At 71.3% G+C, this 24,316-nt stretch carries 22 protein-coding genes; 4 read left to right on the top strand and 18 right to left on the bottom strand.

Annotated features, from left to right (window positions below; genetic code table 11):
* Nucleotides 1-94: 94 nt before the first annotated feature.
* Nucleotides 95-310, top strand: coding sequence for a hypothetical protein (locus F8A92_RS08305; RefSeq protein WP_153504698.1), 216 nt, complete (start codon nucleotides 95-97; stop codon nucleotides 308-310).
* On the opposite strand, the gene F8A92_RS08300 is transcribed toward F8A92_RS08305, so the two are convergent.
* On the bottom strand, nucleotides 290-931 hold the full coding sequence (locus tag F8A92_RS08300) for a TetR family transcriptional regulator (RefSeq protein WP_153504697.1): 642 nt from the start codon (nucleotides 929-931) through the stop codon (nucleotides 290-292). The two genes, F8A92_RS08305 and F8A92_RS08300, sit on opposite strands and share 21 nt — an antisense overlap.
* 178 nt (nucleotides 932-1,109) lie before the next feature.
* On the opposite strand from F8A92_RS08300, the gene F8A92_RS08295 reads away from it, so the two are divergent.
* Nucleotides 1,110-2,600: a class I adenylate-forming enzyme family protein gene (locus F8A92_RS08295; RefSeq protein ID WP_153504696.1), complete on the top strand. Its 1,491-nt coding sequence runs from the start codon at nucleotides 1,110-1,112 to the stop codon at nucleotides 2,598-2,600.
* Nucleotides 2,601-2,756: 156 nt separating this feature from the next.
* Here the strand turns inward: F8A92_RS08295 and F8A92_RS08290 are convergent, their stop codons facing one another.
* From F8A92_RS08290 to F8A92_RS08245, 10 genes are all read right to left on the bottom strand, one after another.
* Nucleotides 2,757-3,914, bottom strand: coding sequence for a thiolase C-terminal domain-containing protein (locus F8A92_RS08290; protein WP_153504695.1), 1,158 nt, complete (start codon nucleotides 3,912-3,914; stop codon nucleotides 2,757-2,759).
* The gene (locus F8A92_RS08285; RefSeq protein WP_153504694.1) at nucleotides 3,911-4,360 is read right to left on the bottom strand and encodes a Zn-ribbon domain-containing OB-fold protein; all 450 of its coding nucleotides are present in this window, start codon (nucleotides 4,358-4,360) and stop codon (nucleotides 3,911-3,913) included. The genes F8A92_RS08290 and F8A92_RS08285 overlap by 4 nt, the downstream gene beginning before the upstream one ends.
* A gap of 91 nt (nucleotides 4,361-4,451) precedes the next feature.
* Nucleotides 4,452-5,297: a transglutaminase family protein gene (locus F8A92_RS08280; RefSeq protein ID WP_153504693.1), complete on the bottom strand. Its 846-nt coding sequence runs from the start codon at nucleotides 5,295-5,297 to the stop codon at nucleotides 4,452-4,454.
* Complete coding sequence (locus F8A92_RS08275) at nucleotides 5,294-6,214, bottom strand: alpha-E domain-containing protein (protein ID WP_153504692.1); 921 nt, start codon at nucleotides 6,212-6,214, stop codon at nucleotides 5,294-5,296. Before F8A92_RS08275 ends, F8A92_RS08280 begins: the two co-directional genes overlap by 4 nt.
* Entirely contained in the window at nucleotides 6,208-7,869 is a 1,662-nt protein-coding gene (locus F8A92_RS08270; protein ID WP_153504691.1) for a circularly permuted type 2 ATP-grasp protein, read from the bottom strand. Before F8A92_RS08270 ends, F8A92_RS08275 begins: the two co-directional genes overlap by 7 nt.
* Before the next feature lie 73 nt (nucleotides 7,870-7,942).
* On the bottom strand, nucleotides 7,943-8,947 hold the full coding sequence (meaB, locus tag F8A92_RS08265) for a methylmalonyl Co-A mutase-associated GTPase MeaB (RefSeq protein ID WP_153504690.1): 1,005 nt from the start codon (nucleotides 8,945-8,947) through the stop codon (nucleotides 7,943-7,945).
* On the bottom strand, nucleotides 8,947-11,118 hold the full coding sequence (gene scpA / locus F8A92_RS08260; RefSeq protein ID WP_153504689.1) for a methylmalonyl-CoA mutase: 2,172 nt from the start codon (nucleotides 11,116-11,118) through the stop codon (nucleotides 8,947-8,949). The genes meaB and scpA overlap by 1 nt, the downstream gene beginning before the upstream one ends.
* Nucleotides 11,115-12,917, bottom strand: a complete 1,803-nt coding sequence (locus F8A92_RS08255) for a methylmalonyl-CoA mutase family protein (protein WP_153504688.1) — start codon at nucleotides 12,915-12,917, stop codon at nucleotides 11,115-11,117. Before F8A92_RS08255 ends, scpA begins: the two co-directional genes overlap by 4 nt.
* A gap of 13 nt (nucleotides 12,918-12,930) precedes the next feature.
* Nucleotides 12,931-14,187, bottom strand: a complete 1,257-nt coding sequence (locus tag F8A92_RS08250) for an MFS transporter (RefSeq protein WP_153504687.1) — start codon at nucleotides 14,185-14,187, stop codon at nucleotides 12,931-12,933.
* Nucleotides 14,188-14,232: 45 nt separating this feature from the next.
* Entirely contained in the window at nucleotides 14,233-15,906 is a 1,674-nt protein-coding gene (locus F8A92_RS08245) for an MDR family MFS transporter (protein WP_153504686.1), read from the bottom strand.
* Nucleotides 15,907-16,041: 135 nt separating this feature from the next.
* Here F8A92_RS08245 and F8A92_RS08240 point away from each other — a divergent pair, with 135 nt between their 5' ends.
* Entirely contained in the window at nucleotides 16,042-16,653 is a 612-nt protein-coding gene (locus F8A92_RS08240; RefSeq protein ID WP_194291414.1) for a TetR/AcrR family transcriptional regulator, read from the top strand.
* Between the two features lie 66 nt (nucleotides 16,654-16,719).
* Here F8A92_RS08240 and F8A92_RS08235 read toward each other — a convergent pair whose 3' ends face one another.
* Nucleotides 16,720-17,799, bottom strand: a complete 1,080-nt coding sequence (locus F8A92_RS08235; protein WP_153504684.1) for an inositol-3-phosphate synthase — start codon at nucleotides 17,797-17,799, stop codon at nucleotides 16,720-16,722.
* Nucleotides 17,800-17,907: 108 nt separating this feature from the next.
* Complete coding sequence (locus tag F8A92_RS08230; RefSeq protein ID WP_153504683.1) at nucleotides 17,908-18,639, bottom strand: hypothetical protein; 732 nt, start codon at nucleotides 18,637-18,639, stop codon at nucleotides 17,908-17,910.
* Between the two features lie 168 nt (nucleotides 18,640-18,807).
* Between F8A92_RS08230 and F8A92_RS08225 the strand changes: the two genes are divergently transcribed.
* A complete protein-coding gene (locus F8A92_RS08225; RefSeq protein WP_153504682.1) occupies nucleotides 18,808-19,299 on the top strand; it encodes a DUF3145 domain-containing protein in 492 nt (163 codons plus the stop codon).
* 137 nt (nucleotides 19,300-19,436) lie between these two features.
* Here the strand turns inward: F8A92_RS08225 and F8A92_RS08220 are convergent, their stop codons facing one another.
* The 5 genes from F8A92_RS08220 to F8A92_RS08200 all read right to left on the bottom strand — a co-directional run bounded on the left by F8A92_RS08220 (nucleotide 19,437) and on the right by F8A92_RS08200 (nucleotide 24,313).
* The gene (locus F8A92_RS08220; RefSeq protein ID WP_153504681.1) at nucleotides 19,437-20,840 is read right to left on the bottom strand and encodes an acyl-CoA carboxylase subunit beta; all 1,404 of its coding nucleotides are present in this window, start codon (nucleotides 20,838-20,840) and stop codon (nucleotides 19,437-19,439) included.
* Between the two features lie 9 nt (nucleotides 20,841-20,849).
* Complete coding sequence (locus F8A92_RS08215; RefSeq protein WP_153504680.1) at nucleotides 20,850-22,073, bottom strand: beta-ketoacyl-[acyl-carrier-protein] synthase family protein; 1,224 nt, start codon at nucleotides 22,071-22,073, stop codon at nucleotides 20,850-20,852.
* A gap of 113 nt (nucleotides 22,074-22,186) precedes the next feature.
* Nucleotides 22,187-22,429: an acyl carrier protein gene (locus F8A92_RS08210; protein WP_153504679.1), complete on the bottom strand. Its 243-nt coding sequence runs from the start codon at nucleotides 22,427-22,429 to the stop codon at nucleotides 22,187-22,189.
* Between the two features lie 22 nt (nucleotides 22,430-22,451).
* A complete protein-coding gene (locus F8A92_RS08205) occupies nucleotides 22,452-23,411 on the bottom strand; it encodes a beta-ketoacyl-ACP synthase III (protein WP_153504678.1) in 960 nt (319 codons plus the stop codon).
* A 2-nt stretch (nucleotides 23,412-23,413) separates the two neighbouring features.
* Nucleotides 23,414-24,313, bottom strand: coding sequence for an ACP S-malonyltransferase (locus F8A92_RS08200; RefSeq protein WP_153504677.1), 900 nt, complete (start codon nucleotides 24,311-24,313; stop codon nucleotides 23,414-23,416).
* Nucleotides 24,314-24,316: the final 3 nt, after the last annotated feature.

Here is a 24,316-nt window from a genome sequence, read left to right as displayed (position 1 = left end):
ACGATCATCCGGTTGCGGGCGTAGTGCCACATGTCGCCGGGATAGCTGAACGCGCCGCCCTGCCCTCCGCCGATGTCGGCACCCGGTCGCCGCCATGGAGCCGCCGGTGGTCGCGGCCGGCGTCGACCGCCCGGCGGTGCGCCGGGCGCTGCTGGCCGACGGGCTGCGGCACCTGAGGCAGGCCGGAGCGGCGATCGCCGAGATGCACATCGATCCGGCCGACGACGCGCTCGTCGCCGCCTGCCGCGTGCTCGGCTACGAGCAGGACCAGTCGGATGTCGTCTACGGGCTACCGGTCGGCGGCCGCTGACCGCTCGGACGGCGCGATCGCGGCCGCGAGGAAGGTGCGCACCGTCTGCTCGAACAGCTCGGCCTGCCCGAGCGGGTTGGCGTCCATCGCCGCACGCAGCTGCGGGTAGCGCTTCGCCGTCACGTTCGGGAACAGCCGCGATCGCGGGGTCGGCGGGCGCAGCGCCTCGGCGGCGGTCGACCCGATCGTGAGCTTCTCGAGGCCGTCGAGGATCAGCACCTGGCGCTCCAGCGGTACGCCGGCCTCCTCCAGGTAGGTGGCCGAGCGCTCGAAGAGCCGCACGAGGGTGTCGCGGGGAAGGTAGCGCAGGACCAGGAGCGCTGCGTTGCGGTGCCGCAGCATGGTGCGCCGCTGGTTGCAGGACAGCACGACCAGCCATTCGATCAGCGACTCGTCGGGGTCGAAGTCGGGGATCGGAGTCTCGGCGACTATCCGCCGGGAGACCTCGGTCAGCAGCTCGGCCTTGTCCGCGAAGTGGTGGTAGAGCGAGGGTGCGCGCACGCCCAGCTCCTTCGCCAGCCGCGGCAGGCTGAACGACTCGAGCCCCTCGTCGTCGATCAGCCGCAGCGTCGCCTCGACCGCGCTCGCTCGGCTGATCAGCGGGGTGGTCGGTCGCGGCATGCGCAGCTCCAGTCATCGGGGTGGCTCGGCGGGTTTCGCCATTCTATCGGCCAACCGCCTCCCGGCCCCGCTGGTCCGCCGGCCGACCGACGGTTGACCACGCTCGCCTAACGGTTATAGATTACTGCCGATCAGGCGGCGAGGCATCTCCTGCCGCCACGACCGACCCGGAGCTCTCATGGGACAACTCGTCACCGATGCCATCTCGGGATGGGCGCGATACGCGCCCCAGCAGCCCGCCATCGTGTACAACGGTACCGACGTCGTCACCTTCCGCGAGATCCACGAATGGACCGACAACGCCGCCCACGAGCTCGCCCGCCTCGGCGTGCAGCAGGGCGATCGCGTCGGTGTGGTCGGCGGCAACAGCCTGGAGTGGGTCGCTGCCGCGATCGGTGCGCTGAAGCTCGGCGCCATCGTCGTGCCGATGAACGAGCGGTTCGTCGCCGACGAACTGGGCCACTTGGCCGACGTCGCCGGCACCTCGGTGGTGCTCGCCGACGCGGCCCGCACCGACGTCGCGCAGCAGATGGCCGCGGCCAAGGGCCTGGCCGTGCATCCACTGGAGTCGTTCGCCGCACTGCGCGGCCAGGAGCACCGGCCCTTCCGGACGCCGCCGCTCGATTCGGTCAAGGCGGCGATCCTGATCTTCACCAGCGGGACGAGCGCGCTGCCCAAGGCGGCCATCTACACGCACGACGGGCTGCTGCGGGTGGTCTACGAGAATGCGCTGGTCAACCCGGTGCTCAAGCAGGGCACGCGGTGGATGTACGTGCTGGGCATGTCCGGCGCCCCCGGTCTTCCCTGGCACGTGCTGCACGCGCTCAATCGCGGCGCGACGCTGTACTACGAGAAGGGCTTCGATCCGGCGAAGGCGCTCGCGCGGCTCGTCGACGAGAAGATCGAGATGATGGTCGGCGTCCCGATGCTGTTCGAGATGATGATGGCGCAGCCGGCGTTCGAGACCGCGGACCTCTCGTCCCTGCAGTTCAGCACCATCGCCGGGGCGCGCTGCGCGCCGCAGGTGCTGTCGGCGTGGCTGCAGAAGGGGGTCGCGCTGCGGCAGGCGTACGGCATGACCGAGGTGACCGGCACCTACACGGTGAACTCCGCCGAGGACGCGTTCGAGCATCCCGACTACTGCGGCCGCGGCTCCGCGCTCTCCGAGCACCGCGTGATCCGGCCCGACGGAACCGACTGCGAGCCGGAGGAGCCGGGGGAGATCATCGTCCGCAGCCCGATGCTGGTGCCGGGATACTGGCACAACGAGGAGGCGACCCGCGAGGCGTTCCGCGACGGCTGGTTCCACACCGGTGACGTGGGCGTGCTCGACGCGACCGGTTCGGTGCGCATCGTCGATCGGCTCAAGGACCTCATCATCTCCGGCGGCTACAACATCGCGCCGGCCGAGATCGAGAACGTCATCTCGGCGGTGGACGGCGTCCAGGAGGTGTGCGTGATCGCCACCGCGCACCCGAAGTTCGGCGAGACCCCGACGGCCATCGTGCACGGGGACGGCTCCCTCGGCGAGGACCAGATCCGCGCTGTCGTGGAGGAGCGGCTCGCGCGGTACAAGCGCCCGACGAGCTACCGGATCGTGAGCGAGCCACTGCCGCGGATGGCCAGCGGGAAGATCGCTCGTCGCAAGGTGCGCGACATCTACGCCTAGCCCGATCGTGGGGTGCTACGTCTCGACGTCGCCTTCGCCTTTCGGCTCCGGCTCGCTCGACGACCGTGGGGTATGAACGGTCGTCGAGCGAGCGAGGAACGAGCGACGTCGAGACGACGCAGGCGGACCGGGTCGGGGCATCCCGCGTAGGTCGGCTCAGAGAGTGTCGCGGGTGCCGAGCAGGGCGGAGGAGACCACCGCGTCGCCGGGGCCGCCCGTCATCAGCGAGAGCCGCGCGTCGGGGACCTGGTTCACCGAGGTGCCGCGCAGCTGGCGCACCGTCTCCACGACCAGCCCCATGCCATGGATGAAGCCCTCGGCCAGGTTTCCCCCGGCGGTGTTGATCGGCAGCCGGCCGTGCGGGGCGATGAGGTTGTCGAAGGTGATGAGCTCCGCGGCGTCCTCGAGCGAGCAGAACCCGTGGTCGATGAGCGCAGAGACGCCCATGCCGGTCGTGTTCTCGTAGATCTGGGCCACGTCGACGTCCTCGGGCCGGTAGCCGGACTCCGCCCACAGCCGCGCGGCGACCGCGCCGAAGCCCGCGGACCACAGCGGGTTCTGGTTGCCCTCAAGCGGTCCCCAGCCGGCCGCCGCGCCGAGCGGGGCGGAGAGCAGATAGGCGGCGTCCGGATAGTCGCGTGCCCGCTCCGCGGAGACCAGGACGACCGCGGCCGCGCCGTCGTTCTCACGGGAGCAGTCGAACAGCCGGTACGGCTCGCTGATCCAGCGCGAGCGCGCGTACTCTGCGTCGCTGAGCACCGTCCCGTTGCCGACCGCGGCGGGGTTGCGCTGGGCATGGTGGTACGACGCCTGCGCCATCGCGCGCAGCGTGCTGGCGGGCACGCCCTCGCCCTCCAGCAGCCGCATCGTGCCCAGGGCGCATAGCTGGACCGGCGCGTCGAGCCCGTTGACCAGGAACTGGGCGGCGGTGTCGTCCTGCGCGACGTCGAGCTGGAGCCGACGGCCGTCGTACTCCGACAGCGAGCGGTAGACGACGACGACCTCCGCCTGGCCGGTGGCGATCGCGCTCGCCGCGACGTTGAGCGCGCCGGGGATGCCGCCGCCGTGGCTCCAGGCCAGCCCCGCGAAGCGCAGCTCCTTCGTGCCCAGGGCGGGCATCATCTTCTGTCCTTCGCTCCGCTCGGCTCCGTAGCTGACGAAGCCGTCGATGTCGCCGGGATGGATGCCGGCATCCTCGGCCGCCGCGACGATCGCCTCCAGGCACAGCCGCAGCGCCGGGCCCCCGGTGGACCGGCGGTGGTGCGGGGTCAGGCCGACGCCCACGACGGCGGCCGCGCCGCGCAGCCCGGTCACCGGCTCACCTCCGCGGTCTCCAGCGCCCACCGCAGCGAGGGGTACCCGAGGCTCTCGTCGGCGGGTGGGTGGATCGTGCCGCGCACCCGCGCGCCGATCGCCAGGGCGTCCGCGGGACCCTCCAGCACGCCGTGCAGCCGCGCGCCGTCGGTGCCGTCGACCTCGACGAGGAGGACGACGTACGGGACCGACTCGGCGCGGGCGGTGGTGCGGGGGAATGCCATGTGGGTGCGGGTCCACGAGTAGACGGTGCCGACCGGCTCGACGAGGGGCCAGTCGTGCTCCCAGGAGCCGCAGCGTCCGCAGCGGAAATGCGCGGGCCACTGCCACGCTCCGCAGGAGCCGCACCGGCACAGCCGGAGCTCGCCGTCCTCCAGCGCCTCCCAGAACCGGTCGTCGCCGCCGATGCCGCCGCTGATCCGATGCTGCTTGAACCGACTGCCCACGGCGCCAACCCCACAACCACGTATCGAGAGAAGATCCCTCTAAACTTATGGCTGTAGGTTAGCGGGTGTCAACCACGGAAGCCTTGCAGGACTACAGATCCCGGATCATGGTGACCTCGACGAAGAGATCCGCGTTGCCGCCGCCCGCGTAGATGCCCCGCAGCGGAGCGACGTCGTGATAGTCGCGCCCGCGCCCCACGATGACGTGCGAGTCGTTGATCTCGAGGGCGTTCGTGGGGTCGTAGCCGGTCCAGTCCCCGGCGTACCACTCGATCCACGCGTGCGACTCGCCGGTCAGCTCGTCGCCCACCTCGGGGTCAGCGTTCGGCTGCACGTAGCCGGACACGTAGCGAGCGGGGATGCCGATCGAGCGCAGCGCGGACACCGTGACGTGCGCGATGTCCTGGCAGACGCCCTTCTTCTTCTCCCACACCTCGGCAGCGGTCGACGCGACGTGGGTCGCGCCGCGCACGTACTCGATCGCGTCGCCGACCGCGTCGGAGATCTCGCGGGCGGCCGCCGCCGGGGAGGCAGCGCGCCCGCGGACCTCGGCGGCCATCTCCAGGATCTGCTCGGTCGGAGTGGTGTAGTCCGTGGCGAAGAGCTGGTCGGACAGCTGCAGGCTGCGGTCGCCGATGCCGTCGAGGTCGTCCCACGACAGGTCGCCCGGCACGTGCTCGCGCGGCTGGATCTCGACCAGCGACTCCGCGCGCAGCGTGAGATCGCTGTGCGCGTCGAGGATCTCGAAGGACGTCACGCGGGTGCCCCAGTAGTCGATGAACGAGTCGCGGGACGTCAGCGGCGTGATGTCGAGCCGCGAGTGCAGCAGCTGCTGCTTGGCGGTGTCCATCGGCAGCATGCGCGCCTCGTTGTACGACGCGCCGACCTTGGTGGGGTAGTGGAAGCCCGTGACGTGCCGGATGCGGTAGCGCCTCATGCGCCGTCTCCCGTCCATTCGGGTGCGTAGCTCTGGAAGTAGCGCCGCTGGATGGCCTCGGAGATGGTCGCGGCGGCGGTCTGGATCTCGTCGACGTAGCCGTGCAGGTTCTCCGCGAGCTGGTCGGTCTCCAGGTACTCCAGCTGGTTGCGCAGCTGGCCGACGAGCCGGGCGGCGGGGTCGTTCACGCCGGCGCGCACGACGGTGGGGTCGATCTCGCGCAGGCAGTCCTCGGCGAGCCGCAACGAGTACAGCGTCGAGCGCGGGAACAGCCGATCGAGGATCAGGAACTCGGCGGCGGAGGAGGCCTTCGGCGCGCCGCGGTAGGTGCGCAGGTACGCCTCGTACGCCCCGCACGACCACAGGATCGTGGTCCACGAGGGTCGCGTCGGGAGCATCCGGGTGGCCACCATGCGCGCCGTCATGTCGGTCCGCTCCAGGGCCCGCCCGAGCGTGAAGAACTGCCAGGTCTCGTCGCGGCTGGTGGCGCCCTCGATCATGCCGATCGTCATCGCGGTGCGGTCGCGCACCCAGCCGAAGTGGCGGTGCGACTGCTCGGTGGCGAGCCGGCGGGGCATGCGCATCTGGGTGGTGTTCATGCACTCCCACACGTCGCTGGGGATGATCTCGCGGGCGCGCCGGGCGTTCTCGCGGGCCGCGAACAGCGAGTGCGCGATCGAGCCGGGGCGGGCCGGATCGACCGTGAGCTTGTCGATCACGTGCTGCCCGGTCAGCAGCAGGTCCTCCTCGACCGGGCTGCCGAGCACCACCATGAGCGAGCGGCAGGCCTCGTCCTCGGAGACCTCGCTGGGCTCCAGCAGCAGCTGCAGGTGGATGTCCAGGATCCGCGCGGTCGACTCGGCACGCTCGATGTACCGACCGATCCAGAACAGTGACTCTGCGATGCGGCTCAGCACCGGCGGCCCCCTTCCGCGCGTGCCTGCTGTTGCTGCTGCTCCTGCTCCTCCAGGTCGAACCGGGAGGACTCGGCAGGGTGCACCACGATGGGCTTGACGTCCTCTGGCCGCTCGACCGCGGGACGCTCCTCCTCGGCGGTCTCGGCCACCTCGATGGCCGGCTCGCGGGCCTCGTCGTACTCGTCGGCGTCGGCGTGCCTGCCGAGCACCCAGGTGTCCTTCGTGCCGCCGCCCTGGCTGGAGTTGACGACCAGCTTCCCCTCGGGGAGCGCGACGCGGGTCAGCCCGCCCGGGAGCACCCACACGTCGTTGCCGTCGTTCACCGCGAATGGGCGCAGGTCCGCGTGCCGCGGGCGGATCCCCTCGTCGACGAGGGTGGGGATCGTCGACAGCTGCACGACCGGTTGGGCGATCCATCCGCGCGGATCGCGCAGCAGCGTCTTGCGCAGCGTGTCGAGCTCCTCCTTGCTCGCGTGCGGTCCGATGACCAGGCCCTTTCCGCCCGAGCCGTCGACGGGCTTGACGGCGAGCTCGTGCAACCGGTCCAGGACCTCCTCGAGGGCGCCGGGCTCCTCGAGCCGCCACGTGTCGACGTTCGGGAGGATCGGCTTCTCACCGAGGTAGTACTGCATCAGATCGGGCATGTACGTGTAGACCAGCTTGTCGTCGGCGACGCCATTGCCGATGGCGTTGGCCAGCGTGACGTTGCCGCGGCGGGCGGCCTCCACGAGGCCGGGAGCGCCGAGCACCGAGTCCGGCCGGAACTGCAGCGGGTCGAGGAACTCGTCGTCGACCCGCCGGTAGATCACGTCGACCCGCTGCGGACCGGCCGTGGTGTGCATGAACACCCGGCCGCCGGTGCAGAACAGGTCACGGCCCTCGACGAGCTCGACGCCCATCAGGCGGGCCAGGAGGGTGTGCTCGTAGTAGGCGGAGTTGTAGACGCCGGGGGTGAGCACGACGACGGTCGGCTCGTCGACGCCGCTCGGCGCGCTGGCGCGCAGCGCCGCCAGCAGGCGGTGCGGGTAGTCGCCGACGGCGCGCACCGTCATCTTGAAGAACAGCTCGGGCAGCGTCTGGCCCATGACCCGCCGGTTGGACATCACGTAGGAGACGCCGGACGGCACCCGGACGTTGTCCTCGAGGACGCGCCACAGGCCCTTCTCGTCGCGGATCACGTCGATCCCGGCGACCATGACCCGGACGCCGTTGGGAGACTCGATCCCGGCGGCCTGCCGGTGATAGTGGGCGGAGGTGCTCACCAGCTTCGCGGGGATGACGCCGTCCTTGATGCACCGGCCGGGCCCGTAGATGTCCTCCAGGAACATCTCCAGCACCCGCACCCGCTGGGCGACGCCCGACTCGAGGTAGCCCCACTCGGTGGGCGAGATGATCCGCGGCACCGCGTCCAGCGGCATCGGGGCTTCCTCGCCGGCGAAGTCGAACGTGATGCCCTGGGCGAGGTACGAGCTCGCCAGGGCCTCGGTGCGCTCGCGGAACTCGGTCTGCGTCATCTGGTCGAGGGCGACCAGGATCTCGCGGTACTCCGGCCGCGGCTTGCCGTGGACGTCGAACATCTCGTCCCACGCCTGGCCCTGATCGCGCCCACCGCGTCGGTAGCCCTCGAACAGGTCTCCCGTCGTCTTTGAAGCCATGCGCCCACCCTAGCGGGACGGCGGGTGCCGCGCGGGTCGACTCGATGTGAGCCATCGCCCGGCGGTCGGAGGCTCAGGCGGAGGGTCCGTGCGGCTGGGCGTCGAAGACGCGCAGGATCTCGTCGGCGGCCTGGGCGGCGGCGAGGTCGCCGCCGAACACCTGCCGGCGCAGGTCGTCGCGGATGGCGCGAACGCCGCCGTCGCGGGCCAGGCGGTCCTCGAGCTCGGCGCGGACCAGCTTCCAGGTGAGCTCCCACTCCTGCTCGCGGCGCTTGGCCAGCAGCCCGGCTTCGCCGAGATAGTCGCGATGCTTGCCGATCGTCTGCCACACGTCGTCGATGCGCAGCCCGGTCAGGCCGGAGCAGGTCAGCACCGGCGGAACCCACCCCGCGTGGCCGGTGTACACCATGCGCAACGCGGCCTGCAGCTCGCGGGCGGCCGCCCGCGCGGCCTTCTCGTGCTCGCCGTCGGCCTTGTTGATCGCGACGATGTCGGCGATCTCCAGGACGCCCTTCTTGATGCCCTGCAGCTGGTCGCCGGTGCGGGCGAGCCCCAGGAACAGGAAGGTGTCGACCATGGTGGCGACGGTCGTCTCGGACTGCCCGACGCCGACCGTCTCGACCAGGATGACGTCGTAGCCGGCCGCCTCGAGGATCCGCATCGCCTGCGAGGTCGACTTGGCGACGCCGCCGAGAGTGCCCGAGGACGGCGACGGGCGCACGAACGCATCGGGATTCACGGACAGCTCGGGCATCCGCGTCTTGTCGCCGAGCACCGACCCATGGGTCCGCACGCTCGACGGATCGACCGCCAGGACGCCGACCCGGTGCCCCATGCCGGTGAGCATCCGGCCGAAGCTCTCGATGAACGTGGACTTCCCGACGCCCGGCACGCCGGAGATGCCGACGCGCACGGTCATCGTCTCCGGCGTCGGCAGCTCCTGCAGCAGGCGCCGGGCGAGCGGGCGATGCCGGGGATTGGACGACTCGATCGCGGTGATGGCCTGCGCGATAGCCGAACGGTCGCCCAGGGCTACTGCCTGGGCGACCGCTTCGGGATCCGTGCGCCAGTGCGCCATCAGGCCGCTTCGTGGCCCAGCCGGCGGGCCAGGTCGGCGACGAGGTCCAGCGCGCTGTCGGCGATGACCGTGCCGGGCGGGTAGACCGCCGTCGCGCCCATCCGCAGCAGCTCGGGTACGTCGGCGGGCGGGATCACGCCGCCGACCACGATCATGATGTCCTCCCGCCCCTGCTTCGCGAGCTCGTCGCGAAGGGCCGGCACCAGCGTCAGGTGACCGGCGGCCAAGGAGGACACCCCGACGATGTGCACGTCGGCATCGATCGCCTGCCGGGCGACCTCCTCGGGGGTGGAGAACAAGGGGCCGACGTCGACGTCGAAGCCCATGTCGGCGAAGGCCGACACGATGACCTTCTGGCCGCGGTCGTGGCCGTCCTGGCCCATCTTGGCCACGAGGATGCGCGGGCGGCGCCCTTCCTCGTCGGCGAACTTGTCGGTCGCCGCGAGCACGGCCTCGACGTTCTTCGCGCCGGCGGATTCCTGTCGGTACACACCGGAGATGGTACGGATGACGGCGGTGTGCCGGCCGAACACCTTCTCCAGCGCGTCGCTGATCTCGCCGACCGTCGCCTTCGCGCGGGCGGCGTCGATGGCCAGGGCGAGCAGGTTGGAGTCCATGTCGGTGGACTTGGCCTGGGTACTCGCGCCCTTGGTGAGTGCCTCGAGCGCGCGCTGCACCTCGGCGTCGTCCCGCTCCGCGCGCAGCCGCTCGAGCTTGGCGATCTGCTGGGCGCGCACGCTCGCGTTGTCGATCTTCAGGACCTCGACGTCCTGGTCCTTCGACGGCACGAACGTGTTGATGCCGACCACGACCTGCTTGCCGGAGTCGATCCGCGCCTGGGTGCGTGCGGCCGCCTCCTCGATGCGCAGCTTCGGGATGCCGGCGTCGATGGCCTTCGCCATGCCCCCGGCCTGCTCGACCTCCTGGATGTGCGCCCAGGCCTTCTCCGCGAGCTCCTGGGTCAACCGCTCGACGTAGTACGAGCCGCCCCACGGGTCGATGATGTCGCCGGCGCCGCCCTCCTGCTGCAGCAGCAGCTGGGTGTTGCGCGCGATGCGGGCGGAGAAGTCGGTGGGCAGCGCGAGCGCCTCGTCGAGCGCGTTGGTGTGCAGCGACTGCGTGTGGCCGGCGGCCGCCGCCATCGCCTCGATGCAGGTGCGCGCGACGTTGTTGAAGGCGTCCTGCGCGGTCAGCGACCAGCCGGAGGTCTGCGAGTGGGTGCGCAGCGACTGCGACTTGGCGTTCTTGGGCTCGAACTGCGCGACGATCCGCGACCACAGCGCGCGGGCCGCCCGCATCTTCGCGACCTCCATGAAGTAGTTCATGCCGATCGCCCAGAAGAACGACAGCCGCGGCGCGAACTTGTCGATGTCCAGGCCCGCGTCGATACCGGCGCGCAGGTACTCGAGCCCGTCGGCCAGCGTGTACGCGAGCTCGAGGTCGGCGGTCGCACCGGCTTCCTGGATGTGGTAGCCGGAGATGGAGATCGAGTTGAAGCGCGGCATCTTCGCCGCCGTGTAGGCGAAGATGTCGCTGATGATGCGCATCGACGGCTGCGGCGGGTAGATGTAGGTGTTACGCACCATGAACTCTTTGAGGATGTCGTTCTGGATGGTGCCCGTGAGCTGCTCGGGGGCGACATCCTGCTCCTCGGCGGCCACGACGTACAGCGCGAGGATCGGCAGCACCGCGCCGTTCATCGTCATCGACACCGACATCTGGTCGAGCGGGATCCCGTCGAACAGCTGGCGCATGTCGTAGATCGAGTCGATGGCGACGCCGGCCATGCCGACGTCACCGAGCACGCGCGGGTTGTCGGAGTCGTAGCCGCGGTGCGTGGCCAGGTCGAACGCCACCGACAGGCCCTTCTGGCCGGCGGCCAGATTCCTGCGGTAAAAGGCGTTCGACTCCTCGGCGGTGGAGAAGCCGGCGTACTGCCGGATGGTCCACGGCTGGGAGTTGTACATGGTGGGGTAGGGGCCGCGGATGAACGGCGCCAGACCCGGGTAGGTGTCCAGGCCGTCGAGACCGGCGAGGTCCTCCTCCGAATACACGTTCTTGATGGCGATGCCCTCGGGGGACTCCCATTCGCTGCCCTCGGCCGGGCGCAGCTCGCCGTGACGTGCGGGGGCCGCGTCGTACGGCGTGTCGGCGAAGCTCTGGATGCTCATCGGTTCTCCTGTAGTGCCGAGCGGGTGCGGTTCAGGAATTCAAGGACGTCCTCGCCGACGGCCATGTGGTCGTCGACGACCCCGTCGAGCTCGGCCACGGGCTTGCCGGCCACGACGACGCGCGTTGCGCCGCCGTCGCGCAGCCGGGCGACGAGGTCGGCGCCCTCGGCGGAGTAGCCCTTGTCGTTGCCGACCAGGCACACCACGGAGGTGCCAGCCTTGGCCAGCTCGTCGGACAGCTGCTCGGGGCCGGATCCGGCGGTGCCGGTGACGGTCGGGATGCCGCCGGCGGCGAGCAGGTTGGCCGCGAAGGTCTGCCGGGCGGTGGAGGCGGCCAGCGAGCCCACCGGCCACAGGAACACCGGACGCTCGGCGGGGTTGCGCCGCAGCCTCTCGAAGCCGTCGGCGTCGTGCACCGGCTTGATGAGGCCGCCGGCGTTGTACCGCGAGTACCCCGCGGGGCGATCCAGCGGCTGCTCGGCGTACTGCGGGAACTCGCTGACGCCGGTGATCGGCTGCTTGCGGGTCGCGATCGCCCGGGTGCGCCGGTCGATGGCCGCCTCGAGGTCACCGGCCAGCCCGCTCTCGACGTACGAGGAGAAGCCGGTCTGCTCGATCTCGTTCAGCTTTGCCCACGCGGTGCGCGCGAGGTCGTCGGTGAGCTTCTCCATGCTGCCGGCCCCGCCTGCGGGATCGGTGACCTGGCCGACGTGCGACTCGTGCACCAGCAGGTTGGAGATGTTGCGGGCCATCCGGCGACCGAACTCGTCACTGCTGCCGAGGGCCGAGTCGTACGGCTGCACGGTGATCGCGTCGGCGCCGCCGACGGCCGCGGCGAACGTCGCGATGGTGGTGCGCAGCAGGTTGGTGAACGGGTCGAACTGGGTCATCATCCGGCCCGAGGTCACCGCGTGCTGCCGCTGGACGTCGTCGGCCACGCCGAGCACCTGGCAGATCCGGGCCCACACCGCGCGCGCGGCGCGGAGCTTCGCGATGGTGGTGAACTGCTGGTCGGTCGCGCTGTAGCGGAACTCGATGAGCGGCATCGCCTCGGCGGCGGGGACGCCGGCGGCGTCCAGCGCGCGCAGCAGGTCCAGCCCCGCCGCGGCGGCGTACGCCAGCTCGAGCACCTCACCGGCGCCCGCGTCGTGCACGATGGCCGCGTCGACGACGAAGCCGCGAATGCCGTTGTCGCGGGCGAAGGCGGCGACGGCGGCCAGGTCGGCCGGCGCGGCGGTGCCGGTCAGCAGCCGCTCGCCCGCGGGGTCGACGCCGAGGTTCGTCGCGGGGTGCAGGCCGGTGGTCGCGAGCTCGACGAGCGTGCCGCCGTCGGCGAGCGGGTCTGCGGAGTCCAGCACGATCGGTGCGACGTCCAGCAGCACGCCCTCGAGGGCCTTGCGCAGGTCGGCGACCGCGCCGGGGCGGGTGCAGATCCAGACCGACGACGCGCCGCCCTCGAGCTCGGCGGTCACCGAGTCGTTGGCGTCGACGACGAACGCGCGCAGATCCCACGTCGGCACGTCGCCGACCTCGCGGGCCGGCTGCGGCCGGCCGCGGACCGCGTCGGAGCCGGTCGGGGTGCCGGCGAGCGCGGCCGCCACGTCGGTGCCGGCCAGCGGCGCGATCGCGATGCCGTCCGTCGTCCTCTTGGTCAGCTTGCCGGGCGCGAGAGCCGCGTCGTCGTCGGCGCCGAGCCGGCCGCTCTTGCGCAGCACGGCCGCGACGGCGTCCTGCCACTGCTGCTCGGTCGCCGCCGCGTCACCGCGCAAGCTCAGATGTTCTACAGAATCGTCGGCCATTCCTTGATCTTATTCATTGGCTCGCGGGGATCTTCTCCCGGCTGCCGATGCGGGCCGTGCGCAGCAGCAGCGTGAGCGCGACGAGCTGCGTGGCGGCCACCGTGACGACGAGCGCCGTGATCGACCGGTCGTAGAGCCAGCCGGCGAGCAGGCCGCCGAGCACGGCGAACGCGCCCTGGATGCCGGCGAACACGCCGTACGCCGTGGCCCGGCGCGGTGCGTCGACGAGCTCGGCCACGAGCGCCTTGACGGTCGAGTCCAGGACCGCGGTCGCCAGGGCCCAGGCCGCGACGCCGCACAGGGCCAGCCAGGCGAGGCGCGACAGCGCGAGCAGCGGCACCGCGGCCACCAGCACGGGGACGATGACGAGCACGCCGCCGCCGAGCCGGTCGTAGACCATGCCGACGGCGAGCGCGGCGAACGCCTCGACCAGCATCGCGCCGGCGTAGACGACCGGCACGCCGGCGACGCCGAGCAGCCCGGACCGCGTGAGGTGGTAGCCGATGATGCCGAAGGTGACGAGGCCGCCGGTGCAGATGCTGGCGGCGACGGCGAATCGGAAGAACTCACGAGGAAGGCCGGCGCCGACCGCGCTGCCGACCCAGCCGCGTAGCCCGCCCGCGGCCGCGGCGGACGGCGGCGCGGCGACCGGCTCCGGGTCGTACACGCTGGGGTCCGGCACCGCCCGGCGGACGACGAGCAGCACCACCATCGCCACCGCGCCGGGTATGGCCAGCACCGCCAGGCCCGGCCAGATGGTGCCGGCGCCGGCGATCACCGCTGCGACCAGCAGCGGGCCGGCGAACGCGCCGGTTTGATCCAGCGCCTTGTGGATCCCGAAGCCCTTGCCGCGGCCCACCGCGCCGGCGGCGTGGGCGAGGAGCGCGGACTTGCTGGGGCTGCGCACGGCCTTGCCGGCGCGCTCGGCGAGGATCAGGACCGCGGCCACGACCAGCCCCGCCGCGCCCAGCCGGGGGGCGACGGCCAGCAGCGGGACGCAGACCGCGGTCAGCCCGTAGCCGAGAATGGTCAGCGACCAGTACGCGCCCGTCCGGTCGGCCAGCGGTCCGAAGACCAGACGCAGCACCAGCGCCATCGCCTCGCCGGCGCCGGTGACCAGCCCCACCACGGTCGCGCTGGCGCCGAGCGCGCCGAGCAGCGGTCCGTACATCGAGCGGGCGCCCTCGTAGACCATGTCGGCGGCCAGCGACACGATGCCGAACCAGATGACGACCCGCCATGCCGACCAGCGGGGTGCGGGGGTGCTCATCCGGCGAGACTAGCGCCGCGCACCGCAGGATGCCTGAGCGGCGTCTCAGGCGCGGCGCGCGAGCCGGTTCTCGTCGTCGCGGCGGTCCGCGTCGCCGGACAGGTCGTCGTCCACCCCCGCGGCCGAGGAGGACATCGCGTCGAGCAGCTCGTGCCCGGAGTCCTCGGCGTTCTTCGGCGCGAGGGTGTCCCGCAGCGGGGTCACCTTGATCAGCAGGGTGGCCGCCAGGGCGATCGCGAGCGTCGGCAGGCCCAGCAGGAACACGATGTGCAGCCGGTCGCCGAGGCCCTGCCGCACCGCTTCGGCGACGACGGCCGGCAGCTCCTGCAGCTTCGCCGGGTCGAGGACGGCGCCCGCGTCGATCCCGCCGCCGGGCGGCAGCTTCGCGGCGATCTCGTCCGGGATGTACTTCACGATCGCGTCGCCGAGCCCGGTGGTCATCGCGGTGCCGAAGATGGCGATGCCGACGGTCGAGCCCACGTTGCGGAAGAACTGGGTGGCCGCGGTGGCCACTCCCATGTCTGCGCGGTCGGCGTTGTTCTGCACGACGAGGGTGTACTGCTGCATGCACATGCCGAGACCGACGCCGACCACGACCATGGTGCCGGTCAGCGCGCCGGTCGACGATCCGTATCCGAGGCGGGTGAGCAGCCAGTAGCCGACGCCCATGATGACGACGCCCACGACCATGAACGGCTTGTAGCGTCCGGTGCGGGTGATCAGCATGCCGGTGACGATGCCCAGCGAGATGAAGCCGACCATCAGCGGCATCAGGATCAGGCCCGAGTTGGTCGCGTTGACCCCGAGGACGCCCTGGGCGAACACCGGGATGTACATGATCGCGCCGAACATCGCGACCGAGACGGCGAACGCCGCCACGACCGACCACGTGAAGATGCCGCTGCGGAACAGCCGCAGGGGCAGCACCGGCTCGACCGCGCGCCGCTCGATCAGCACGAAGGCGACGATGGCGACGACGCCGACGAGGACGAGCGCGACGATCTGCGCCGAGGACCAGGCGTACGTCGTCCCGCCGAGCGAGAGCGCCGCCAGCAGCGTGGTGAGCCCGACGGTCAGCGCCACGATCCCCGCGACGTCGATCTTCGCCTCGCGACGCTGGTGCTCCAGGTGCAGGAAGCGCCACAGGATGTACAGGGCGACCAGGCCGATCGGCACCGCGGTGAAGAACAGGTAGCGCCAGCCGAGGTGGTCGGTGATGACCCCGCCGGCCAGCGGACCGGCGACCGAGGTGACCCCGAAGACCGCACCCATCAGGCCCTGGTACTTGCCGCGCTGCCGGGCCGGGATGATGTCGCCGATGATCGTCTGGGACAGCGGCATCAGGGTGCCCATGCCCATGCCCTGGATGGCGCGTCCCGCGATCAGCATCCAGAAGCTCTGCGCGAACCCGCACACCAGCGTGCCGATGACGAACACCGCGATGCCGCCGAGGTAGAAGCCGCGCCGTCCGTAGAGGTCCGACAGCTTCCCGACGATCGGCACGGTGACCGCCGAGACCAGCATCGCCGCGGTCGCCACCCAGCTGTAGTGCTCCATGCCGCCCAGCTCCGCGACGATCCGCGGCATCGCCGGGCCGACGATCGTCTGGCTCACCGAGGCGACGAACATGCCCAGCATCAGGCCGCCGAACACCCGGCGGTGCTCGGGCGACATCTTGTACGGCGCGGGGGCGCCGGGCGACGCCGGGCGAGCGGACATGGGTGGCCTCCGAGAATTCCGGTTCGGTGGGCCGCGGGCCTGTGACGGGTTCGGCACGGCGCCGCGGCGCGCTGCGTCTACAATATTGCATTGACTGCAAAAATGCAGTGCCTGAACGAACGAGAGCGACGTCTGATGGACCACACCGAGGAAGGGTCGCTGCGCGCGCGCAAGAAGCGGCAGACGCGCACCGCCATCCACCGCGCCGCGCTCGAGCTGGCGATCGCGCACACCCCCGAACGCGTCACGATCGACGACATCGCCGCCCGCGCGGGCGTCTCCTCGCGCACCTTCTTCAACTACTTCCAGAGCAAGGACGAGGCGTTCGTCGGTCTCACCGGCGACTCGTCGGGATCGCTGGCCGCGGCGATCGCCGCGCGCCCGGCCGAGGAGGACCTGCTCAGCGTCCTCGAGGTGGTCATCCGGGACCTGCTGCAGGTGATCGTCGACGACGTCGAGTCGTGGAAGCTGCGCCGCATGGCCGCGGAGGTCGCCCCGTCGCTGGGCAATGCGATGTCCGGGGCCACGGCGCGCCTCGAACGGGCGATCGTCGACGCGGCCGTCGCGCGCGAGGGCTCGAGCGACGTCGCGGTCGTGGTCACGGCGTACGCCGCGCTGGCCGCGATGCGCAGCGCGTTCCGGATGCACGTCGACGCGTGCCTGCGCGGTGACCTGATCGCGCGGCTGGACGCGTCCTTCGCCCAGCTCCGCGCCGGCTTCCCGGCCCGGGTGGCCGCGGGCCGGTAGCGCCCGGAACGCGAAGCAGCCCACCGCGCCGGTGCGCGATGGGCTGCTCGAAGTCTGCTGCGGTGGCTACCGCTCGTTCTCGCCGGAGATGAACTTCTCGACGGCGTCCCGCGCGGTCGAGTCGTCGTACTGCTCCGGCGGCGACTTCATGAAGTAGGACGACGCGGACAGGATCGGGCCGCCGATGCCGCGGTCCTTGGCGATCTTGGCCGCGCGCAGCGCGTCGATGATGACGCCCGCTGAGTTGGGGGAGTCCCAGACCTCGAGCTTGTACTCGAGCGAGGTGGGGACGTCGCCGAAGCCGCGGCCTTCCATGCGGACGTAGGCGAACTTGCGGTCGTCGAGCCACGGGACGTGGTCGGACGGGCCGACGTGCACGTCGCGGGCGGGCAGCTCGCGGCCGATCTGGCTGGTCACCGCCTGCGTCTTGGAGATCTTCTTCGACTCCAGGCGCTGGCGCTCCAGCATGTTCATGAAGTCCATGTTGCCGCCGAAGTTGAGCTGGTACGTGCGCTCGACCTTCACGCCGCGGTCCTCGAAGAGCTTGGTCAGGACGCGGTGGGTGATGGTCGCGCCGACCTGCGACTTGATGTCGTCACCGACGATCGGGACGCCGGCGTCCTCGAACTTCTTGGCCCAGACGGGATCGCTGGCGATGAAGACCGGCAGCGCGTTGACGAACGCGACGTTCGCGTCGATGGCGCACTGCGCGTAGAAGCGGTCCGCCTCCTCCGAGCCGACCGGCAGGTAGGAGATCAGCACGTCGACCTGGCGGTCCTTGAGGATCGAGACGACGTCGACCGGCGCCGCCGGCGACTCGTCGATCATGTCGCGGTAGTAGCTGCCGAGGCCGTCGAGGGTGTGCCCGCGGCTCACCTCGACGCCCGTGGTCGGGACGTCGCAGATCTTGATCGTGTTGTTCTGCGAGGCGTTGATCGCCTCGGACAGGTCCTTGCCGACCTTGAGGTCGTCGACGTCGAACGCCGCGACGAACTCGATGTCGCCGACGTGGTACTCACCGAACTGGACGTGCATCAGGCCGGGGACGGTCTCGGTGGCCGGGACCTCGCGGTAGTAGTGCACCCCCTGGACCAGCGACGACGCGCAGTTACCGACGCCGACGATGGCGACCTTGATCGAACCCATGGGTGTGCCTCCGAAGGATAAAATGGCCGTCGTCCATCGTACCCGATCGTTGAGGGCTAAACCGCCGCGCGAATGCCGCGTTCATCACTCGGGGCGCGGCGGGCGCCGCTACAGCTCCTTGCGCAGCACGGTGTTCTGATGGCTGCCCCGGCGCTTCCTGCCGGTGGAATCACGGTAGACGTACTTCTCCGCCGTGGCCATGCCGGTCTCCTCGAAGCCGAGATCCTCCAGGTGACCGCGCAGCGTGGCGTCCGTGTCCGCGACGGTGGCGAGCAGCGCTGCCCTGCCCTGCTTGCGGCACACGGTGATCGCCGCCTCGACGAGGCGCCGCTCGACGTCGTCCTCGGCGCACCGCTCGTCGGTCCACAGGTTGCACAGGGCCGGGACGTCGGGATACGCGGCGCGGACCTCGTCGTCCCAGTCGCCGGTCCAGGACACCAGGACGTAGCCCGCGGGGGCCCGGTCGAGCCACGAGACCAGCAGCATGGCCTCGCCGAACTGCTGCAGCGCCATCCAGGAGCGGACGATCTCCGGAGGCACGTGGCCGTCCTCGGGGAAGCGCTCGAGGTCGGGCAGCGTGGCGACCCTGACGGAGAAGTCCGGGCCGTAGTCGATCTTGCGCTTGCGCGGCTTGAGCCACCCGAACCGTCCGGTCGGCTCGGGATCCTCGTACTCCTCCTCGGTTTCCTCCGGCGCGGCCTGGTCGGCGTCCGCCTCGACGGCGTCCTGGTCCGCGGCGTCCTCGGGAAGGTCCTCGTCGGCCGGCTCCTGCTCCTCGACGGTCTCCTCGAGGACGTCCTGCTCCTCGGGCTCCTCGGCCGGGCGGCGACGAAAGCGCATGGGGCTCCTTAGGCCTGGATGGAACTGGCTGCAAGCCATCGAACCACAGGCCCTGGCGCAAACGGCGCCGGTGCGCCACAATGAGAGCACAACAGGAACACGCGCAACTCGCACCACTTTGGTCACGGCGTTGGGGAAGACGTCCGATCGACCTGAAAGGGAAGTGCGATGCAGACGCGTGGCGTTGTGTTCGTCCATTCGGCTCCGCCGGCCCTGACGCCGCATGCCGAGTGGGCTATTTCCGCTACCCTCAAATGCCCGGTCAAGATGCGCTGGACGCCGCAGCCGGCGGCTCCCGGCGAGCTGCGCGCCGAGATCGTCTGGCACGGTCCCTCAGGGTCGGCGAACAACATCGCGGCGGCGCTCAAGGCCTGGCCGATGCTCGTCTTCGAGGTCACCGAGGAGCCGACCGCCGGCACGGACGGCGAGCGCATCGCCTACCTGCCCGGACGCGGGCTGTTCCGCTCCCAGATCGGCGTGAACGGCGACATCGTGGTCTCGGAGAACCAGCTGCGGCACCTGCGCGAGACCGCGCGCACCATCGAGGACTTCCGGCACGGTCTGGACCAGCTGAGCGGGCAGACCTTCGACGACGAGCTCGAGATGTACCGCGCCGGTGGCGACGGCGCGCCGTCCACCCAGATCGTCGCGGCGTCCTAGCCGTACCGCCGCTCTGGCGGTGGGTTCCACCCCGCTATCGCGCCGATAGCGGGGTACATCCCACCGCATGCCGCAAGAGCGGGGCATAGCCCACCGCATCTGGACAGCACGGGCGGCCTGCTCGCGGCGTCCTGGTCCTACAGCGGGATGTTGCCGTGCATGCCGCGGCCGGACGGCCGCGAGCTGAGCGCCTGCACGAGCGCCACCTGGGTGCGCTCGGGCTCGAGGATCTCGTCGACGACGCCGATGTCGACCGCGCGCTGCACGCCGCCGGAGATCCGCTCGTGCTCCTCGGCGAGCTGCTCGTGCACCGCGTCACGCTCTTCGATCGGGGTCGCGGCGAGGGTCTTGCGGTGCAGGATGCCGACCGCGGCCTTGGCGCCCATCACGGCCACCTCGGCGGTGGGCCAGGCGAACACCTTCGTCGCGCCGAGCGACTTGGAGTTCATCGCGATGTAGGCGCCGCCGTACACCTTGCGCGTCACGACCGTCACCCGCGGCACGACGCACTCGGCGAACGCGTGCAGCAGCTTCGCGCCGCGGCGGACGACGCCGTCCCACTCCTGCCCGACGCCCGGGAGGTAGCCCGGCACGTCGACCACCACGACCAGCGGCACACCGAGGGAGTCGCACAGCCGCACGAAGCGCGCGGACTTCTCCGCGCTGTTGGAGTCGAGGCAGCCGCCGAGGCGGATGGGGTTGTTGGCGACGACGCCGACGGTGCGGCCGGCCAGCCGGGCGAACGCGCACACGATGTTCGGGGCCCACTTGGGCTGAATCTCCAGCAGGTCGCCGTCCACCAGCTCGCGCAGCAGGGGGCGGACGTCGTACGCGCGACGCGGCGACTCCGGCAGCGCGCTCGCCAGCGACGGCTTGATCTCGGTCTTCTTCAGGTCGAAGCGGCCCTGCTCGCCGAGCAGGTCGACCAGCTCGCGGGCGGTGCTCAACGCGTCCTCGTCGCTGGGCGTGGTGATGTGCACGACGCCGCTCTTCTTGCCGTGCGCGTCGGGGCCACCGAGCGCCTCCATGTCGACCTGCTCCCCGGTGACCGACCGGACGACCTCCGGACCGGTCACGAACACCCGGCCGCTGGCGGACATGATGACGACGTCGGTGAGCGCCGGGCCGTACGCGGCACCGCCGGCCGCCGGGCCGAGGACGACGGAGATCTGCGGGATGCGGCCCGAGGCGTGCACCATGGCCGCGAACACCTTGCCGACCGCGTCGAGCGCCTCGACGCCCTCCGCGAGACGCGCGCCGCCGGAGTGCCAGATGCCGACGCACGGGATGCGTTCACGGTTGGCCGTCTCGATCGCGTCGACGATGTTGGCGCAGCCCTCCGAGCCCATCGCGCCGCCCATCTTCGTCGCGTCCGAGCAGAACGCGACGGCGGGGGAGCCCTCGACCTTGCCGCGGGCCCAGACCACTCCGGTGCCCTCCTCGCGGTCGTTCGCGAGCTCCAGCGAGCCCGGATCGAACAGCGTCGCCAGGCGGGCGACGGGGTCGCGGGGGTCGACGGCTTGCTCCTGCGTGGCGGTCACGAATGCTCCTTACGGCCTGGTGAACAGCAGTGCGGTGTTGTGGCCCCCGAAGCCGAACGAGTCGCTGATGGCCGCATCGATGCGCATCTCGCGGGGTGCCTCGCGGACGAGGTCCAGCGCCTGCACGTTGGGGTCCGGATCGACGTCGGTGAGGTTCAGGATGTGCGGGCTGACCTGGTCGCGGATCGCGAGGATGGTGAACAGCGCCTCGACCGCGCCGGACGCCCCCATCATGTGGCCGGTGGCGCCCTTGGTCGCGGTGACCGCCGCGTGGTCACCGATGGCGGCGCGGATCGCGGCCGCCTCGGCGATGTCGCCGACCGGGGTGGAGGTGGCGTGCGCGTTGACGTGGTGGACGTCGGTGGGCTCGAGCCCGCCGTCGCGCAGCGCGAGGGTGATGGCGCGGGCCGCGCCGCTGCCGCCCGGGTCGGGCGCGACCATGTCGTACGCGTCGGACGTCGTCCCCGCGCCGGCCAGGCGGGCGATGACGGTCGCGCCGCGGGCCGCGGCGTGCTCGGCGCTCTCCAGCACCATCAGCGCCGCGCCCTCGCCCATCACGAAGCCGTCGCGGGCGGTGTCGAACGGCCGCGAGGCGCCGGTCGGGTCGTCGTTGCGGGTGGACATCGCGCGCGCCATGCCGAACCCGGCGAACGGCGTGGGGTGGATGCACGCCTCGGCGCCGCCGGCGACGACGACATCGGCGCGGCCGCAGCGGATCAGGTCCATGGCGACCTGCAGCGCCTCGGCGCCGGAGGCGCAGGCCGAGACGGTCGTGTGCACGCCGGCCTTCGCGCCCAGCTCGAGGCCGACGGTCGCGGCCGGTCCGTTGGGCATCAGCATCGGCACCATGTACGGAGAGACCCGCTTCGGGCCGCGCTCCTCGCGGATGTCGTCCTGGGCCAGCAGGGTGACCGCGCCGCCGACGCCGGTGCCGACCACCACGGCCAGCCGCTCGGGGTCGACCTCCGGGCTGCCGGCCGAGGCCCAGGCCTCCTTGGCCGCGACCAGCGCGGCCTGCTGCGACCGGTCCAGCCGCCGGGCCTTCGCCCGCTCGAGGTGATCGGTGGGGGAGTCGGCGAACGGGGCCGCGATACGGCAGGGGATCTCGGCGTACACCAGGTCCGTGAGCTCGTGGACGCCGCTCGCACCGGCCAGCAGCGCCTTCCACGAGCTCTCGACGTCGCCGCCGAGCGGCGTCGTCGCGCCCAGTCCGGTGATCACTACGTCGGTCACGAGCGTCCTTCTCTCAGGGGGTGTCAGGGGTCGCGCGGGCGCGCCCCGGGGGTGGCACTGGTGCGGGTGCCCGGCGATGGCGGGCACCCGCACCCAGGATGCGGCGGTGCGGACTACTGGTTGTCCTCGATGAACTTCATCGCGTCGCCGACGGTCTTGATGTTCGCGAGCTCCTCGTCGGGAATCGCGACGCCCCACTTGTCCTCCACCGCGGTGGCGATCTCGACCATCGACAGCGAGTCGACGTCGAGGTCGTCGGTGAACGACTTCTCCGGGGCGACGTCCTCGGGCATGACGCCTGCTACCTCTTCGAGGATCTCGGCGAGGCCGTCCTGGATTTCCTGGGTGGTTGCCATAGTGGTGGTTCCTTTCCTGTCGCTAGGGCATCTCGAAGACCTGACCGGCGAAGGTCAGTCCTGCGCCGAACCCGATCGTGAGAACCTTATCGCCGCTGCGTGCCTCGCCGCGCTCAAGCAGCGCCCGCACGGCGAGGGGAATCGACGCGGCCGAGGTGTTTCCGGACACTGCGATGTCCCGCGCGACGACGACGTCGTCACGGAAGTCCAGCGCCCGCACCATCGAGTCGATGATCCGCAGGTTGGCCTGATGCGGGGCGAAGACGTCGATGTCGCGCAGCGACAGGCCGGAGGCGGCGCAGATCCGGGTGATCTCGTCGCGCACCTCGGTGGTCGCCCAGCGGAACACGGCCCGACCGTCCATCTCGATCAGGCTGCGGCGGTCGCGCACGATGATCGCCTCCGGGCGGTCGCCCGCCGACCCCCAGACGGTCTGCGCGATGCGCTGCTCGGGCGACCGGCCGACGATCGCCGCGCCGGCGCCGTCGGCGAAGATGATGTAGGTGGACCGGTCGCTCGGATCGACCCAGTCGGTGAACTTCTCCACGCCGATCACCAGCACCGTCTCGGCCGCCCCGGTCTGGACGGCGTGCGAGGCCTGCCCGATGCCATAGCAGAACCCGGCGCACGCGGCGTTGATGTCGAAGGCGCCGGGGGCGCCGATGCCGAGCAGGTGCGCGACCTCGGGAGCTGCGCTGGGCAGCTGGGTGGGCAGGGTGCAGCTCGCGACGAGCACCAGGTCGATATCGGTCGGCGCGATCCCGGCGCGCTCGATCGCCTCGCGGCCGGCCTCGACGGCCATGGACACGGCGGTCTCGCCCGGCGCGGCGAACCGGCGCTCGCGGATGCCGACCCGGGTCAGGATCCATTCGTCGCTGGTGTCGACCTGGGTCGCCAGCTCGTCGTTGGTGACCACCCGCGCCGGCCGGTAGCCGCCGAAGCTCTTGATCGCCGCGTAGTGGCGGGCGCTAGGAAAGTGCATCGTCAGGCGAGCAGGTCGCGGACGCCGTCGAGGTCGTCGGGCGTCTTGACGGCGACGTTCTGCACGCCCTTCATCGCCCGGCGGGCCAGGCCACTGAGCGCGCCGGCCGGCGGCAGCTCCACGATCGCGTCGACGCCGAGATCGAGCATCGTGCTCATGCACAGGTCCCAGCGCACCGGGCTGGTGACCTGGGTGACCAGCCGGTCGAGGAACTCGCCGCCGTCGCCGACCGCGGTGCCGTCGGCGTTCGAGAGCAGGGTGTACGCCGGCGCGGAGCCCTGCAGCGTGGCCCGCTGCTCGGCGACCCGGTCCTGGGCCGGCTGCATGAAGCGGGTGTGGAACGCGCCGGCCACCGACAGGGGCATCACGCGTGCCTTGGCCGGCGGGTTCTCGCGCAGGGCGGTGATCGCCTGCAGCGGGCCGGCGGCGACGATCTGTCCGGCCCCGTTCCGGTTGGCCGGGTCGAGGCCGAGCGCGTCGAGGGCCCGCAGGACCTCCTGCTCGTCACCGCCGAGCACGGCCGCCATCGACGTCTCCTCGAGCGCGCACGCGTCGGCCATCGCCCGTCCGCGGACCGCCGCGAGGCGGACGGCCTCGTCCTTCGGGATCACGCCGGCCATCGCCGCGGCGGCGATCTCACCGACGCTGTGGCCGGCGACGACGAGGTCGCCGGACGGCGCGATGGCCTCGAAGGCGAGCAGCGCGAGCGAGACGACCAACGGCTGGGTGACCGCGGTGTCCTTGATCTCGTCGGCGTCGGCCGTCGTACCGAGGCGCTCGAGGTCCAGCCCGCTGAGGTCGGACATCGCCGCCACGGTCTCGCGGGCACCGGGCAGCTCGAGCCAGGGGGAGAACATTCCGGGGGTCTGCGAGCCCTGTCCGGGCGCAACAATCGCGATCACGCA

Origin of the sequence: Cumulibacter manganitolerans (assembly GCF_009602465.1) — a bacterium.
Taxonomy (GTDB): domain Bacteria; phylum Actinomycetota; class Actinomycetes; order Mycobacteriales; family Antricoccaceae; genus Cumulibacter; species Cumulibacter manganitolerans.
This window is presented reverse-complemented; position numbering and strand designations above follow the sequence as displayed.